This is a genomic window from Stenotrophomonas thermophila (assembly GCF_001499715.1).
GTDB classification, from domain to species: Bacteria; Pseudomonadota; Gammaproteobacteria; order Xanthomonadales; family Xanthomonadaceae; genus Stenotrophomonas; species Stenotrophomonas hibiscicola.
The window spans coordinates 1-15,359 of sequence record NZ_CVIW01000024.1; the positions used below are offsets into that span (position 1 = coordinate 1).

12 protein-coding genes are annotated in these 15,359 nt (G+C 66.7%); 7 read left to right on the top strand and 5 right to left on the bottom strand.

From position 1 onward, the window contains the following. Positions 1–251 precede the first annotated feature (251 nt). Genes BN1263_RS12255 through BN1263_RS12270 form a run of 4 tightly spaced genes read right to left on the bottom strand, consistent with a single transcriptional unit; the run spans position 252 to position 7,051 of the window. Positions 252–965 (bottom strand): M15 family metallopeptidase, encoded by a 714-nt coding sequence (locus tag BN1263_RS12255; RefSeq protein WP_058981446.1) that lies wholly within the window; start codon positions 963–965, stop codon positions 252–254. Beyond that, positions 898–2,451, bottom strand: coding sequence for a serine hydrolase domain-containing protein (locus BN1263_RS12260; protein ID WP_058981449.1), 1,554 nt, complete (start codon positions 2,449–2,451; stop codon positions 898–900). The genes BN1263_RS12255 and BN1263_RS12260 overlap by 68 nt, the downstream gene beginning before the upstream one ends. A gap of 55 nt (positions 2,452–2,506) precedes the next feature. Then, positions 2,507–5,530, bottom strand: coding sequence for a TonB-dependent receptor (locus tag BN1263_RS12265; RefSeq protein WP_058981451.1), 3,024 nt, complete (start codon positions 5,528–5,530; stop codon positions 2,507–2,509). Positions 5,531–5,581: 51 nt separating this feature from the next. Next, positions 5,582–7,051, bottom strand: coding sequence for a transglutaminase-like domain-containing protein (locus tag BN1263_RS12270; protein WP_058981452.1), 1,470 nt, complete (start codon positions 7,049–7,051; stop codon positions 5,582–5,584). Positions 7,052–7,183: 132 nt separating this feature from the next. On the opposite strand from BN1263_RS12270, the gene BN1263_RS12275 reads away from it, so the two are divergent. The 6 genes from BN1263_RS12275 (at position 7,184) to BN1263_RS12300 (ending at position 13,432) form a co-directional block, all read left to right on the top strand. Further along, complete coding sequence (locus BN1263_RS12275) at positions 7,184–8,623, top strand: C40 family peptidase (RefSeq protein WP_058981454.1); 1,440 nt, start codon at positions 7,184–7,186, stop codon at positions 8,621–8,623. Next, complete coding sequence (locus BN1263_RS12280) at positions 8,620–9,714, top strand: dipeptide epimerase (protein WP_058981456.1); 1,095 nt, start codon at positions 8,620–8,622, stop codon at positions 9,712–9,714. The genes BN1263_RS12275 and BN1263_RS12280 overlap by 4 nt, the downstream gene beginning before the upstream one ends. A 360-nt stretch (positions 9,715–10,074) precedes the next feature. Then, a complete protein-coding gene (locus tag BN1263_RS12285; RefSeq protein ID WP_058981458.1) occupies positions 10,075–10,923 on the top strand; it encodes a MurR/RpiR family transcriptional regulator in 849 nt (282 codons plus the stop codon). 15 nt (positions 10,924–10,938) lie between these two features. Then, the gene (locus BN1263_RS12290; protein WP_058981460.1) at positions 10,939–11,700 is read left to right on the top strand and encodes a L,D-transpeptidase family protein; all 762 of its coding nucleotides are present in this window, start codon (positions 10,939–10,941) and stop codon (positions 11,698–11,700) included. Continuing rightward, positions 11,697–12,998, top strand: a complete 1,302-nt coding sequence (locus BN1263_RS12295; protein WP_058981462.1) for an APC family permease — start codon at positions 11,697–11,699, stop codon at positions 12,996–12,998. Before BN1263_RS12290 ends, BN1263_RS12295 begins: the two co-directional genes overlap by 4 nt. Before the next feature lie 110 nt (positions 12,999–13,108). Beyond that, on the top strand, positions 13,109–13,432 hold the full coding sequence (locus BN1263_RS12300; RefSeq protein WP_019662206.1) for a hypothetical protein: 324 nt from the start codon (positions 13,109–13,111) through the stop codon (positions 13,430–13,432). Between the two features lie 104 nt (positions 13,433–13,536). Here BN1263_RS12300 and yiaA read toward each other — a convergent pair whose 3' ends face one another. Next, entirely contained in the window at positions 13,537–13,989 is a 453-nt protein-coding gene (gene yiaA, locus BN1263_RS12305) for an inner membrane protein YiaA (RefSeq protein ID WP_058981464.1), read from the bottom strand. A 168-nt stretch (positions 13,990–14,157) separates the two neighbouring features. Here yiaA and BN1263_RS12310 point away from each other — a divergent pair, with 168 nt between their 5' ends. Then, positions 14,158–15,327, top strand: a complete 1,170-nt coding sequence (locus BN1263_RS12310; RefSeq protein WP_058981465.1) for a PQQ-dependent sugar dehydrogenase — start codon at positions 14,158–14,160, stop codon at positions 15,325–15,327. The last annotated feature ends 32 nt before the right edge of the window (positions 15,328–15,359 follow it).

Below are 15,359 nucleotides of genomic sequence, written 5' to 3' on the forward strand. Positions count from 1 at the left end.
CAGCGCACACGAGCAAGCGGCGACCGAGCTTGCATGGGTGAGGGCGCTTTGCTTGCGAAGCACTGCTTCGCAAGCGCCCGAACGCACAGCCGCCAGCGGCTGCGCCGGGCCCCGGAGGGGGACTTGCAGCGTCCCCCGAAACCGGACCCACCCCGCCATCCCACGGAATGCACGCTGTTGCTGTTGCGTCTGATGTTGCCGGCCAGCGGCCGGCACTACCGCGGGTGCAGGGCGCAGCCCTGCCGATGCCCCTACCGTACCGGGACGTCGTACGCGGTGCCGGGATCCGGTTCGGGCTGCAGGGTGTAGTGCCACCACTCCTGCGGGTAGTTCGCGAAACCGCGCCGTGCCATTGCCTGCACCAGTTGCCGCCGGTTTGCCTGCTGCGTTTCACTCAGCCCGCTCGTCTGCGTATGCGCACGTGGCCCGAAGAAGTCGAAGTCAGTGCCCATGTCCAACGGCGCACATGCACCGCTGCGACAATCCAGCAGGCCCAGATCCACCGTGGCACCGCGGCTGTGGCCGGAGCGCTCGGCGATGTAGCCATCGGCCAGCAGGCGCGGCTTGTCCAGGTCCGGATACTGCTGTGCCTTGCGCGAGAGCTCGCGCGGATCGTTCACCCAGGCCATGAAGGCCTGCACCGAACGCACCGGCCGGTAGCAGTCGTAGAGGCGCAGGCCGAAACCATCGGCGCGCAGGTCCTGTTCCACCTCGGCCAGCGCCTTCGCCACCGGCGCCAGCAGGTAGCACGAAGGCGCCTCGTAGCCGGGCACGCGCGCGCCGGTGAAGTTGTTGGCACCCGCATAGCGGATGTCCAGGTCGATGCGCGGCGACAACGTACGGATCTCCACCAGCCCGGCGCTGGCCGCGTCGGTGGCCGGTAAAACGCGCGGCGGCTCAGCGGCGCCGGTGGTCGCCGCCAGGGCAATCGCCAGTACGAGTGAAATGCAGGTCCTGGAAGTCATAGCTGAAGTCGATGTCCGGATCGATGGCGCGCAGGTCCAGTGCCGGTGCCGGGCCCTCGCCCGGCCGCAGCCACGCCTGTGCATCGTCACCCAGCGTATCCCAGCGCAGCAGCCAGCGCCCCTGCAGCTGCAGCACGGCCCCCTGCAGGCGGGGCGACTTGTCCACGCTGAAGCGCAGGCCGTCCTTGCCTGGGCACAGCGATGCGGGCCCCAGCCAGGGATCGCTGTAGCGTCCCTGCCAACGCGGCAGATCGGAAGCCGACGCCTGCCGCGCATCCGACGTCGGCGGCCGCTGGTGCCCGGTTGCCGCACGAGCGGCCTGGTCCGCCTTCAGTTCGGCCAGGTATTCCATCGCCGGGCGCGCATCATCGGGGGCGGTGAAGCGTTTCAGTGCGGCCTGCATCAATGCGGTGCGCGCATCCTCGCCTTCACCGTTGATCAGCATCACCACGCCCACCTTGCGGTCAGGCAACAGCGCCAGCGACGAGTACATGCCCGACAGGGTGCCGGTGTGCGCCACCTTCCACTGCCCATCCATGTCCGACACCCGCCAGCCATAGCCGTAGCCATGGAAATGCGCGTTGTCCCAACGCCGCTGGCGTTCACCCAGCGCCATCGGCATGTGCAGGGTCCACAGCGTACGGCGCTGCTCAGCGTCCAACCAGCCAGGTGCCAGGGCGGGATCGAGCAGCACCTGCATCCAGCGCGTCATGTCGCGCAGCGAACAGCGGATGCCGCCGGCGGCCATCGAGGGCAGGTCCGGGCTGATCGCCCCATCCGCGTTCACTACCGCGTTGCGATCACCGCGCCAGGCATGCGGCTGCGCCACGTTGCCCACGCGCTTCACCGACCACGTCCCCACCTGGCAGCGGGTCATGCCAAGTGGTTCGAACACCTGCTCGCGCATCAGCTGGTCATACGGCTTGCCACCGGCTGCCGCCGCCACTTCGCCGGCCACCACGTACATCAGGTTGTCGTAGGCGTAGCGGCTGCGGAAACTGCTGACCGGCTTCAGGTGCGCCAGCCCCGCGATGATGTCGGCACGGGTGAACGCGTTCGGCTCCGGCCACAGCATCAGGTCACCGGCGCCCAGGCCCAGGCCGCTGTTGTGGATCAGCAGGTCGCGCACCTGCATCTGCTGGCCAACCCATGCATCGTGCATGCGGAAGCCCGGCAGATATTGCTGCACCGGATCCTCCCAGCGCAGCTTGCCCTGCTGCACCAGCCGCGCCAGCAGCGCGGCGGTCATCGCCTTGCTGTTGGAGGCGATCTTGAACAGCGTGTCCTGGTCGATGCGGCCGCCGTCGCCACGCGCGCCTTCGGCGTGGCGATAGACCACCTGCCCGTTGTCGACCACCGCCATGGCCAGCCCGGGCAGGTGCTCGTGCTGGACCACGGCGGCGACGTCGGCATCGAGGGAGGCGATATCGGTCGGCGAAGCGGACGGTGCGGCCAGTGCCGCCGCGACGATCAGCAGGTGGTACATGCGCGCAGCCCCTCCATTGCCCGCGCCGTCACGGTGGGCGGCGCGGATCGTGGCCTCAGAAGTTCCAGGTCACCACCAGCTGTGTATAGCGAGGGGCCTGCCAGCGCGTCCCGGTGGCGAACGTCGCTTCGCGGTACTGGCCGGGCTGCGCTTCATAGCGCTGGTGCACGTTGATGGTCTTCTGGTTGTTGAACAGGTTGTACACCGACAGCCGTGCACTGAGATCGATGCCCTCCACCGGCAAACGCCAGGTCACGTTGGCGCCCATGGTCCAGGTCCACGGCAGGCGACCGAACGCACCGCGTGGGCTGTACTCGAACTGCCGCTGGTTGTACGGGCCGGAACAGTTGGCCACGCACAGCCAGCCGGTACCACCGCCGCTACCCTCGCTGGAAGTACTGCCACCGGCGATGGAATCGTTTGGCCACATCACGCCGTAGGCAGTGATCGGACCACCGGACTGCACCTGCAGCGTGGTACCGAACGACCATTGCTTGTTCAGCGCGTAAGCGGCACGCAGCTTGAACTGGTGGCGGAAGTCGTTGAACAGCACGCCATAGCGCTCGTTGGTGGCCGGATGGTCCCAGAACTGGACCATGCCGGTGTCGCCGTAGTTGGTATCGGAATTCACCGGGCCTTCGAAATTGCCCTCGCTCTTCGACCACAGGTAGGACGCGTTGAACATCCACTTCTCGTCCCAGGCACGGTCGATCTGGAACTCCAATGCCTTGTAGGTGCGCTTGGGCTTGGAGTAACCGATCACCTCGCCGCTGCCGCCCTTCCGATAGCCGCTGTTGGCGGTGTCAATGGTGATCCAGCCTTCGTTGGCGCAGCCGATGCTCTTGTCGCCCCAGATCGTCAGGCTCTCGCCCGGGTTGGCGATCGGCCACAGCGTGCTGGGGGTCGGGCCGCATGGGGTGTAATTGATGCGGATGTCGTCCAGCGCACGGGTCATACGTCGATAGGTGGCGTTGACGCCCCACGACCATGCCTGGTTGATCATGTTCTGGAAGCCCAGGATGTACTCGTCCTGGTAGACCGCCTTAAGGTCGCGATCCACACTCTGGCGCAGGTCGGCACCGCCGGTGTTCATGCGGGTGTCGGTCGGCCCGATCTGCTGGCCGACGACCGGTGCCATGTACGGTGAGCCGGTCGGCGAGGTTTTCCGCTCCCAGCCATTGAGCACGTAGTAGCTGTACTCGTCGGTCAGGCCACCTGCGAAATTCACGTTGATGTTGTTGGTGACAGGCAGGTAGTAGCGGCCGGCGTTGCCGAACAGCTTGGTGCTGCCATCACCGCGCATGTCCCACGAGAAGCCGACGCGAGGTGCGATCAGGTCATCCATCTTGATGAACGCCTTGCCGGCGGCGGTACGGTTCTCGAAACGGTCCCAGCGCACGCCCAGGTTCAGCATCAGGTTCGGGGTGATGTTCCAGATGTCTTCCACGTACAGCGCATTGGCTTCGGTCTCGAACGTGCCGCCCGACTTGCGGTTGCGCGCACGCAGCATTTCGGTAACGCCAGCCGGTACGTAGGCATTGGCACCGTCCCAGACTTCATCGCCGGGGCGCGCCACGTAGGCGGTGTAGCTCAGTTCGGTCGGGCCGGGGTAGCGGGTGGACTGCTTTGTGGTCATCAGCTCACGGTCGACACCGAAGCGCAGCAGGTGGTCACCCAGCTGCCATTCGAAGTCCAGTCGCGCCACGTCACGGGTATCGTCACGCTCGGCCACTGCCGTGCCCGTGGGGTGGCAGCCTGCGCGCAGGCCCTGCAGCTTGCCCAGGCGCGGGCCGTAGGTACTGTCGGTGAACACGGGGCTGCAGGCCTGATCCAGCGATGAATTGGTGAACGCACGCTGGTTGTTCTGGCCGACCATGGCGCGTGCGGTGAAGTTCTGTCCGAAGTGGCCGGTGTAGGTGGCCGACCAGTTGCGTCCCCCCGTCTCGGTGACCGAATCACCGCCCCATGCACCGAGCTCGTCGGCGTTCCAGTTGTAGCCGTACGACGCATTGGTGACATCGCCCTCATCCGAGAACGCCAGCAGCGCCAGGCTGTGGTTGTCGTTGATGTTCCAGTCCAGCTTGGTGCCCCAGAAGCCGTTGCCGGAATCGTTCTTGAACCAGGTACTGCCATCGGACGAGGTGTTGTGTCCCTTGTCGCTGCGGTCTTCGTACATCGCGAACAGGAACAGCTTGTCCTTGACGATCGGGCCGGAGCCCCACACGTTGGTCTTCAGGAAGGAGTTGTTGTCGCGGCTGCCGTAGGAATGCGGGGTGCCGTCGCGGTGGAAATGATCGCCGCCACTGGCGCGCCACGCACTGGGCTCGGCGGTGACTTCAACACCGCCCTCGAATTCGTTGCTGCCCGAACGGGTCACCGCATTGATCACGCCACCGGTGGAGCGGCCGAACTCGACCGAATAGCCACCGGTCTTGACCTGGAACTCCTTGAAGAAGGCGAACGGCGCGGTGCTGAAGCCGCGACGGGTATACATGTCGGTGACATTCAGGCCATTGATGAAGACCGCATTCTCGGCCACCGATGAACCAGCGAATGACAGACCGCCGAATGACGAGTTGCCGCCGACCACGCCCGGCGCCATCAGCGCGACCGCAGACAGGTCCTGTGCCACCGGCAGCCGCGAGATCTCCTGGCGGTTGATGTTGAAGGATGTCTCGGTGGAGTAGACATCCACGCGGTTGACCACGCGGGTGCCGACCACCTGCAGCGCATCGAGATTGGTGACGCCGCCGCCACTGGCCAGGTTGACCGTGGTGGTTCCGCCTACTGCCACACTGACAGCAATCTGATCGCCCAGCTTCTGGCCATCGCGGCTGAGCTGCAGCTGGTAGTCACCTACCGGCAGCTGGCCGAGGCGGTAGCTGCCGTCGGCGCCGACGGTGACGGTACGGGTCAGACCCGTACTGTTGCTGACCACGGTCACCTGGTCGCCTGCGGTTGCACGGCCAGCAACTGCGCCGCTCACGTTCTGTGCCATCGCGATGCCGGGCAGCACTACGCCCAGACACGCCCCAAGGGCGACGCACAATGCCGCCCGCTTGATGCTGTGAGCCTTCATCCCCTGCTCTCTCCTGCAAGAATTGAATGGTGTGGAATGCGGTGTGTCGCGCTAGCGTTGCCTGGCTGGCAGTACCCGCCACTGGAAGTCGTAGCTCCATTGGTCGAAGTACAGGTTGCCGCCTGCCCACTCGGCCTCGCCGCGCTGCGAGTCGACCGTTTCCGAGCGGAAGTGCTGCTTGGCCGGCACGAAGGGCTGGCCGAAATCATCGTTGAAGGCGATGCGGTAGCCGTCGAGGCCACCCAGGTAGAAGTTGCGCAGGGCCGGCACATCGCTGGCCAGTGCGCCGGTGGTCACGTCCATCGGCAGCCAGCCATACGGCGCCAGGTAGACCTGCCCCCAGTCATGCAGGTTGTTGTAGCCGCTGCCATCGCCGGAGAACACCATGCCCGACTGCCAGCGCGCGGGAATGCCGTTCATGCGCAGCAGCGCGATCAGCAGCAGGGTCTGTTGGCCGCAGTCGGCATGGCCGGCATGCAGCGCGTAATCGCTGATGTTGCTGAGCGTGGAGTATTCGCGCGCACCGGCCCAGGGAATGCGATCCACGGCAGCAAACAGCTTGCGCAGCACTTCATACGGACGTGTCTCGCCCTGCAGTACCTGGTCGGAGAACAGCTTCAGCGCCGGAGTGAAACGCACATGCGGCAGCTGCTCGGCCAGATACGGCTTCAGTGCCGGGTCGGTCGGAGTCGGCTGTACCTTGGCCGGGTCGATCGCGGTATGCCGGGCGAGGATCGTGACCGCGTAGCGGATCTCGAAGCGCGTCGGCTGCCCAGCCACTGCCTTGGCTTCCAGGTAGGCGGTGCGCTGCAGGGTACTGGCCGGTGCCACCCGCGCCTTGCCCGGGGTGCTGCCCAGCCACTGCACCTGTTCCTGCTGCCCGGGGATTTCGCGCGGGTACGGAATCCAGGCCCGTACAGTTTCGCCGGCCGGGACGGCGTCGGCCTTTACCGTGAGCGACTGGGTGAATTCGTAGCGCTGCGGCAGTACCGACGCCTGGCCACTCTGTTCGGCCGCGGCAACCACGCCTGCGTGGTGGGCGTTGAGCACTTCGTTGGGGCCCGGAGGCGGCATCGGTGCATCCGTGCGGCGGCGCGCGCGTGCTTCGTCGCTGAGCAGGAACAGGTTCGAGGGTGCGCGCTTGAAGTACCAACGCTCGCCATCGATATCGAGATGCTCGATCAGGCCGAGCTGGTCCCAGCGCGCGAATTCCTCGTCGGTCAGATCGGGAATCCAGCGGCGCACGGCCGCCTTGGCAGCGGCCTCGTCGAGGGAAAAATCCAGGCGGATGCGGCGCATGCGCTCGCGCTGGAAGGACCCCTCGGTGGTATCGCCTGCCGTTCCCAGCAGCGCTTCGGTATCGCTGAAGCGACCGCTGTCGATCAGGTCGATCACCTGCGTCTGGCGCGCCCGCTGCTGGCTGCTATGCCCATCCGTCGCCTGCGTGGCCGACACCCACAGCAGCAGCACGGCACACAGGCCGGCGGCAGGCAGACGCGGTTTGCGAACGGCAGGATCCACAGCGACACTTCCCCAGCGCGGGTGGTAATGGCTGTGTAACACGGGCCGGGATGTCGGTCAATAATTTATTCTTGCTTTCGTAGCCAAAAGGAATAAATATTCCAACAGGCATTCGAGGAGGGTGTGCACCGCATGAGCCTGGCTTCCCGCGAACGGCACCGGCATTGGCCGCGCCGCTTGACCCTGGCCCTGTGCCTGCTGGCCGCTCCGGCCTTTGCACAGGCGGCCCCACCGCCCGACCCGGGTGCGCCGCTGCCCTATGTGATCGGCCTGCACGAGGCCTACCTCACCCCGCAGTACTGGGCCGCGCGCCTGGACAACGCCGATGCGCCGATTCTGGACCGCGCGCAGATCGAGGCACAGAACGCACGGATGCGGGCGCAGGACAGCCACATCCAGGACATCGCGGCGTTGCCCGCCCAGCTTGATGCGGCGACGGTGCGTACCAGCATCACCGCGCTGTCGAGCTGGCCCACGCGCACCCTCTACAGCGACAAGGGCACGCCCATCGCGCCGGCCCTGCGCAGCGCGATCGAAGCCAACCTCGGCCTTGATGCGATTCCCGCCCAGGTGGCACCGGCCTACGGGCTGGTGGTGAAGCGTGCCGCACTGCGCACCTTCCCCACCCGCGAGCGCGTCTTCAGCACCGTCGGTGACACCGACATCGACCGCTTCCAGGAATCGGCGCTGTTCCCCGGCGACAAGGTCGCGGTGGTTCACCGCAGTGCGGACGGCCGCTGGCTGTTCGTGCACAGCGAGCGCTACAGCGCATGGATCGAAGCCGACGCCATCGCCAGCGGCGACAAGGCCACGGTGCTCGGCTATGGCACGAAGGGCCCGTACCGGATCGTCACCGGCGCCACCGCGCAGACCGCCTACACCCCGGAGGAACCGCGCGTATCGCGCCTGCAGCTGGACATGGGCGTACGCCTGCCGGTGCTGGCCGACTGGCCCGCTTCAGAACCGGTGAACGGCCAGCAGGCGCATGCCTCGTGGGTGGTGCAGCTGCCGGTGCGCGAGGTCGACGGGCGTCTGAAGCTCGTACCGGCGCTGCTGCCGCGCTCGCAGGACACCGCCGCCGACTACCTGCCGCTGACCCCGCGCCTGCTGCTGCAGCAGGCCTTCAAGTTCCTCGGCGAGCGCTACGGTTGGGGCCACGACTACGACACGCGCGACTGCAGCGGTTTCGTTTCCGAGATCTACCGCAGCTTCGGCGTGCTGCTGCCGCGCAATACCAGTGCACAGGCGGTCAGCCCGGCACTGGATCGCCTGCCGTTCACCGAGAAGGTCGGCAAGGCCGCGCGCGACCGTGCGGTCACCGAACTACAGGTCGGCGACCTGGTCTACATCCCCGGCCACGTAATGATGGCCATCGGCCACGTCGACGGCCGCACCTGGGTGATCCACGATACGGCGGGCGGCAGCTGGTTCGGTGCCGACGGCACGCGCGTGCAGGCCCATCTCAATGGTGTTTCGGTCACGCCGCTGGAGCCGATGATGGCCAGCGACACCGTCCGCTACATCGACCGCATCACCAACATCCAGCGCCTGCGGGCCCAGACTCCTGAATGAAGATCACCGCCATCGAACTGGGCATGCTGCGCGTGCCGTTGAAGACACCGTTCAAGACCGCGCTGCGCACAGTGGAAACCGTGGAAGACGTGGTCGTACTGATCCGCACCGACAGCGGCAACACCGGCTATGGTGAAGCCCCGGCCACCGCGGTGATCACCGGCGATACGCACGGCTCGATCATCGAGGCGATCCGCCACTTCATCGCCCCGCGCCTGATCGGCCAGGACGTGGTCAACCTCAACCATCTGTGCACGCTGGTGCAGACCGCGATGGAGCGCAACACCAGCGCCAAGGCGGCGGTGGAGATCGCGCTGTACGACCTGTGGGCGCAGCTGCACGGTGCGCCGCTGTACCAGATGCTCGGTGGCGGCGACCCGGTGATCACCACCGACATCACCATCAGCGTGGACTACATCGACAAGATGGTGGCCGACTCGTTGTCGGCGATCGAACGCGGCTTCGAGTCGCTGAAGATCAAGGTCGGCAAGGACATCGGCCTGGACATCGAACGGGTCAAGGCGATCCATGCCGCCGTGGAAGGCCGCGCCCTGCTGCGCCTGGACGCCAACCAGGGCTGGACCGCCAAACAGGCGGTGCATGCGATGCGTACCCTGGAAGACGCCGGAGTGGTGCTTGAACTGCTGGAGCAGCCGGTGAAAGCGGCCGACATCAGCGGCCTGAAGTACGTCACCGACCGCGTCAACACGCCGGTGATGGCCGACGAAAGCGTGTTCAGCCCCAGCCAGGTGATGGACCTGATCCAGCAGCGCGCGGCCGACATCATCAACATCAAGCTGATGAAGACCGGCGGCCTGTCCAACGCGATCCGCATCGCCGACATCGCCGGCATCTACGGCGTGCCGTGCATGATCGGCTGCATGATCGAATCGAGCATCAGCGTGGCCGCCGCCGTGCACCTGGCCGTGGCCAAGAGTGATGTGATCACCAAGGTCGACCTCGACGGTCCCTCGCTGGGCCAGTTCGACCCGGTCAGCGGCGGCGTGCATTTCAACGAATCGGAGATCAGCATCAGCGACGTGCCGGGGCTGGGCATTACTGAGGTGCGTGGGCTGGAGATGCTGGGGTGATTTCTGCCTTGCGGCTGACGTTGCGTGCCACTGACGTTGGGTCGCGCGTTACTTTTTTTTCGCGAAAAGAAAAGTAACCAAAAGAAACGCTCCGCCGGCCGCGAGCCGACGTGCTGCGCACGTCGGTGCCCTGCGCTCCTCGGTCCGCCGAGGGACGGCGCGGAACTCGCTGCGCTCGGACACCCGCGCCTCTTCGCCCTCGCCGGACCTGCGGTGCTCGGCTCGCTTGAAGGCGGACTCAACGTCAAAAGCAACAACTGCGCTCCGTAACCTCTTCGAGGCTGGAACCCGCTCGACCCATTCCATGACACGCTCTACGCTGCCAGCCGCAACGCGCCCACACATGCCCGGACACCCCGCATGCCGCCCCTGCTGAAGATCCGCACCGAGCGCGGGCAGATGTCGGCCATCGAGCGCCGCATCGCCGACTTCATCCTCGACAACGCGCACCTGCTGCGCGACTACTCGTCACAGCAGCTGGCCAGTGCGCTCGGCATCAGCCAGTCCAGCGTGGTGAAGTTCAGCCAGAAGCTCGGCTTCAAGGGCTACCCGGACCTGAAGTACTCCATCGGCCAGGATGTCGCCCGTGCTGGCGCCGATCCGCAGCAGGCCCCCAGCGAACCCGACAGTGGCGATGACTACCTGCGCCTGGGCGACGCCCTTCGCCGCAGCAAGGCGCAGGCCGAGGAGGAAACCCGCCAGGCCAACCCACGCGGGGAGATCGAGCGCATCGTGCAGCTGCTCGACGGTGCGCCCAAACTCTTTGTCTACGGCCTGGGTGACGACGGCCTGTTCGCGCGCGAGTTCGCCATGCGGCTGTCGCTGCTCGGGCTGCTGGTGGTACCCCACACCGACCCGATCCTGATGCTGGCCAACCTCTCGGCCGCGCGCCCGGGCGATGCGCTGCTGGTGTTCTCCGAATTCGGCAACCTGCCGCAGCTATCGCAGCTGTCGCGCCAGTTCCAGGACATGGGTGGCAAGATGATTTCCATCACCCGCCATACCGCCAACCCGCTGCGCGCGCATGCTGACGCAGCGCTGGTGGTGTGCGCGCACGATCGCACGCCGCAGGTCGCGCAGCTGCTGTACCGTAGCGCCATGCACGCCCTGCTCGATTTCCTGTTCGTGCTGCTCTGCCACACCAATCCGGACCGCCAGCAGCAGCTTGCGGTGAACTTGGAGCGGATCGACCACCTGCTGGATTCCTGACCGGAGCACCTGTTGATGAAATCGCTGGTTCGCCTCGCTACCGCTGCACTGCTGCTTGCTACGGCGGTGTCCGTTCACGCGGCGCCGCTGGATGGCTCGCGCCAGCTGATCGTGGTCACCGGCGAAGGCTGGGACAGCACCCAGGGGCAACTGCAGGCCTATGTGCGCGACGGCAAGGGCTGGCACGCGCATGGACAGGCGTTCCCCGTGGCGCTCGGCCGCACCGGCAGTGCGTGGGGCCTGGGCCTGCACCCGGCGCAGGCCGACGGCCCGCAGAAGCAGGAAGGCGATGGCCGCAGCCCGGCCGGCATATTCGCGCTCGGCAGTGCGTTCGGCTATGCCGTCACCCGCCGCGGCACCGCCATGCCCTACCAGCCGATGCTGGACAGCAGCTACTGCATGGACGTGCCCGCCTCGCCGTTCTACAACCGCATCGTTGATGAAAGGAAGGTCGGCAATGCAGCGGTCAAGGGCTCCACCGAGCCGATGCGGCTGGATCTGCACAACAAGGGCGACGTGCGCTACCGGGAGGGCTTCGTGATCGCCCACAACCCGGACAACCAGCCCGGCAAGGGCAGCTGCATCTTCGCCCATCTGTGGCGCCAGCCCGGCGAGGCCACCGCCGGCTGCACGGCCATGCCGCAGGAACGCATGCAGGCACTGCTGGACTGGCTGCGGCCGCAGGACGCGCCGCGTTTCGTGCTCCTGCCGCGCGCGGAGTACAAGCGCCTGCAGGCGCAGTGGCAACTGCCCGCGCTGGCCGGAGACGTCCGTTGAGCACGCAGGACGAACCGCAGCTGCAGCGCGCGGTCAGCCGCTGGCAGATCGTCGGCCTGTCGATCAACGATGTGATCGGCAGCGGCATCTACCTGCTGCCGGCCGCCACCGTCGCCCTGCTCGGCCCCTTCAGCCTGTGGGGCGTGGTCGCCGCCGGCATCGTCGTGGCCTTGCTGGTGCTGTGCTATGCGCAGGCCGCCAGCTACTTCGATGAACCCGGCGGCAGCTACCTGTATGCACGCGAAGCGTTCGGGCGCTTCGCCGGTTTCGAGATCGGCTGGATGATCTGGCTGACCCGCATCAGCTCGGCGGCCGCACTCAGCAACGCGCTGGCCGATGCCGTCGCGCGTTTCTGGCCGTGGGCCGGCGCCGGCATGGGTCGCATCGCGGTGATCGTGGTGTCGCTGGGCTTCCTGACCGGCGTCAACATCATCGGCGTGCGCTCGGCCGCGCGTACCGGCGTGGTGCTGGTGATCGGCAAGATGCTGCCGCTGCTGCTGTTCGTGGCCATCGGTGCGTTCTACATCGACCCACAGCTGGCCTTCTCCGGCCAGCGTCCGGACCCGCATGACCTGCAGCGCATGGGCGAAGCCGCCTTGCTGCTGCTTTACGCCTACGCGGGCTTCGAGAACATCCCGGCCGCTGCCGGCGAATACCGCAATCCGCGCCGCGATATTCCGTTCGCCCTGATCACCATGATCATCACCGTCACCGTCATCTACGGCGCGGTGCAGGTGGTGGCACAGGGCACGCTGGCCGGCCTGGCCAGCTCGGCCACGCCGCTGGCCGATGCCGCTGCCGGCTTCGGCGGCGAAGCACTGGCGCTGATCCTGACGGTCGGCGCCACCATCTCCATCCTCGGCACCAACAGCAACACGATGATGATGGGCCCACGCTTCCTGTTCGCACTGGCCCGCGATGGCTATGGGCCGAAGATCCTGGCGCAGGTGCATCCGCGCTTCCACACGCCGGCCGCGTCGATCCTGTGCCAAGGCCTGATCGCGCTGGGCCTGGCCCTGTCCGGTTCGTTCGTGCAGCTGGCCCTGCTGTCGATGACGACGCGCCTGTTCGCCTACATCGGCACTGCAGCAGCAGTCCTTGTACTGGCCAAGCGCTATGCGGACCGGCCGGGCGCACTGAAACTGCCGGGTGGCCCGCTGATTCCGGTACTGGCGCTGCTGCTGTGCCTGGCGCTGTTCGCCAGTGCCAGCTGGCAGAACATCGCTGCTGCGCTGGTGGCGTTCGCCATCGGCGCGGTGATCTACAAGCTGCCGCGAAAAGATGCCGACGCCGGATGACCGGTAGCGCCGGGCCATGCCCGGCGGATTGATCTGGTTATCACGCTGCCGGACCGGGCCGTTAACCGCCACGCAGGCAGGATCAGGCTTCGTCCACAACGGAGCCTTCCATGACCGAGTACCAGATTCCCGGCCGCGTACCGGACGACAGCACGCCGCGCGATGCGGTCAGCAACTACTGGCGCGAGCGCTACACGGCCGAGCCGTACTACGACGACCAGCTGTTCTTCGAGGACTACGAGCCGGCCTACCGCATCGGCCACGCCGCGCGTGCGCAGGACATGATCCGCGCCTACGAACAGGTCGAAGCTGAACTGGAGTCGCGCTGGGCCAGCGAGCGTGGCCGCAGCCGGCTGGAATGGGCGCAGGCACGCAATGCCGTGCGCCGTGGCTGGGACGAAGCGCACCTGGCGGACCCGCTGTTGAAGCGATAGCGCCATGCTTCTGTAGAGCCGATACGCTCGGCTCTCGCACCACGTCTGTAACGTCGAGCCATGCTCGACTGAGCCGAGCATGGCTCGGCTCTACACCGGATCGATCACTCCTGTTCCGGCAGCGGCGGCACGATCGCGCTGTGCTTGCTCCCGCCACCACCGGCGGCGATCAGGTCGCGGGTGTTCTTCTGCACGGCCACCGCGCCGAACAGCGACAGTGCATACGCCATGCCGTAGAAGCCCTTCTCGCTCGGTGCCAGCGTGGCATTCCACAGGCCAACCAGCAGCAGCATCAGCGCCGACAGCAACGCGAACCAGCACAGCGCGTAGTACAGGCCACTCACCGGAATGCCTTCAACGCGGTCGCGCACGCTCTTCTGCAGCGACACCGCCGCGAACAGGCCGAACAGCAGCAGGGTCAGGTAGTAGCCCTTCTCGTTGAGCGCCATCGTGGCGTTGAACAGGCCGATCAGGTAGGCCGCCGCACCCAGCATCAGGGCCACCCAAGAGGCGGCGATGAAGGCGGTGGAGGGCTTGTGGGGCATGGCAGTGTTCATTGCAGGTCCTTGGCAGGCAGACGGGCACGCTTTGCCCGGGCGTGCCCACCCTAGACGATCCCGCCGCGCTCGCACAGGGGGCGCAGGACCTTCGGGCCACGACGCTCACGCTACCAGTGGTATACAAGGGACAGCCCGGCCATCCGCATCCCCGCACTGGAGATACCCATGACCCGCACGCCCCTGCTGCTCGCCCTCGGCCTGGTGCCGATCCTTGCCACCTCCGCCTGCAATGCGGCTGACCCCGCCGCCAACGGCGCCCAGACCGCAGCGTACGCAGCCTCCAGCACTGCCGACCAGCGCCCGTTCACCGCCACCGAAATCAGCCGGTTCGACCAGCCGTGGGCGATGACCTTCCTGCCGGACGGCGGCCTGCTGGTCACCGAAAAGCGCGGCAAGCTGCAGCACCTGGACCTGGCCAGCGGCCAGAAGCATGAGATCACCGGCGTTCCGAAGGTCGCTTACGGCGGCCAGGGCGGCTTCGGTGACGTGATCCTGCACCCGCAATTCGCGAGTAATCACGTGATCTACCTCAGCTACGCCGAGGAAGGCACGCTGGACACCCGCGGTGCTGCCGTGGCCCGGGCCACGCTGGCACTGGATGCCAACGGCGGTGGCCAGCTGAAGGACCTGAAGGTGATCTGGCGGCAGAGCCCCAAGGTCAGCGGTGAGGGTCACTACGGGCATCGCCTCGCCTTCGGCCCGGACGGCAAGCTGTGGATCAGTTCCAGCGAGCGGCAGAAGTTCGGTCCGGCCCAGGACATGGGCAGCAACCTCGGCAAGATCATCCGCCTCAACGATGACGGCAGCCTGCCGGCCGACAACCCGTTCGCCTCGCAGGGCGGCGTGGCCGCGCAGGTGTGGTCGCTGGGCCACCGCAACATCCTCGGCATGGCCTTCGACGCCAACGGCAAGCTGTGGGCACACGAGATGGGCCCGGCCGGCGGCGACGAACTGAACCTGATCGTGCGCGGCGCCAACTACGGTTACCCGATCGTCTCCAACGGCGACCATTACGACGGCCGACCGATTCCTGACCACGAGACGCGTCCGGAATTCGCCGCCCCGAAGGTGACCTGGACGCCGGTGATCTCGCCGGCCGGCTTCGTGATCTACAGCGGCAACCTGTTCCCGCAGTGGAAGGGCAGCGGCTTCATCGGTGGCCTGTCGTCGACCTCGCTGGTGCGTGTGGCCTTTGATGGCGACGGCGCGCGCGAAGCTGAGCGCTTCAGCATGGGCGAGCGCATCCGCGAAGTGGAACAGGGTCCGGATGGCGCCCTGTGGCTGCTGGAAGACGGCAGCAAGGCGCGCCTGCTGAGGCTCACCCCGAAGACCTGATGCCCCGGTAGTGCCGGCCGCTGGCCGGCACC

Bases quoted from the DNA above. Each gene is read 5' to 3' on its own strand.
- yiaA (WP_058981464.1), bottom strand. From the start codon at position 13,989: ATGAACACTGCCATGCCCCACAAGCCCTCCACCGCCTTCATCGCCGCC.
- BN1263_RS12290 (WP_058981460.1), top strand. From the start codon at position 10,939: ATGAAATCGCTGGTTCGCCTCGCTACCGCTGCACTGCTGCTTGCTACG.
- BN1263_RS12280 (WP_058981456.1), top strand. From the start codon at position 8,620: ATGAAGATCACCGCCATCGAACTGGGCATGCTGCGCGTGCCGTTGAAG.
- BN1263_RS12255 (WP_058981446.1), bottom strand. From the start codon at position 965: ATGACTTCCAGGACCTGCATTTCACTCGTACTGGCGATTGCCCTGGCG.
- BN1263_RS12275 (WP_058981454.1), top strand. From the start codon at position 7,184: ATGAGCCTGGCTTCCCGCGAACGGCACCGGCATTGGCCGCGCCGCTTG.
- BN1263_RS12260 (WP_058981449.1), bottom strand. From the start codon at position 2,451: ATGTACCACCTGCTGATCGTCGCGGCGGCACTGGCCGCACCGTCCGCT.
- BN1263_RS12300 (WP_019662206.1), top strand. From the start codon at position 13,109: ATGACCGAGTACCAGATTCCCGGCCGCGTACCGGACGACAGCACGCCG.
- BN1263_RS12310 (WP_058981465.1), top strand. From the start codon at position 14,158: ATGACCCGCACGCCCCTGCTGCTCGCCCTCGGCCTGGTGCCGATCCTT.
- BN1263_RS12265 (WP_058981451.1), bottom strand. From the start codon at position 5,530: ATGAAGGCTCACAGCATCAAGCGGGCGGCATTGTGCGTCGCCCTTGGG.
- BN1263_RS12285 (WP_058981458.1), top strand. From the start codon at position 10,075: ATGCCGCCCCTGCTGAAGATCCGCACCGAGCGCGGGCAGATGTCGGCC.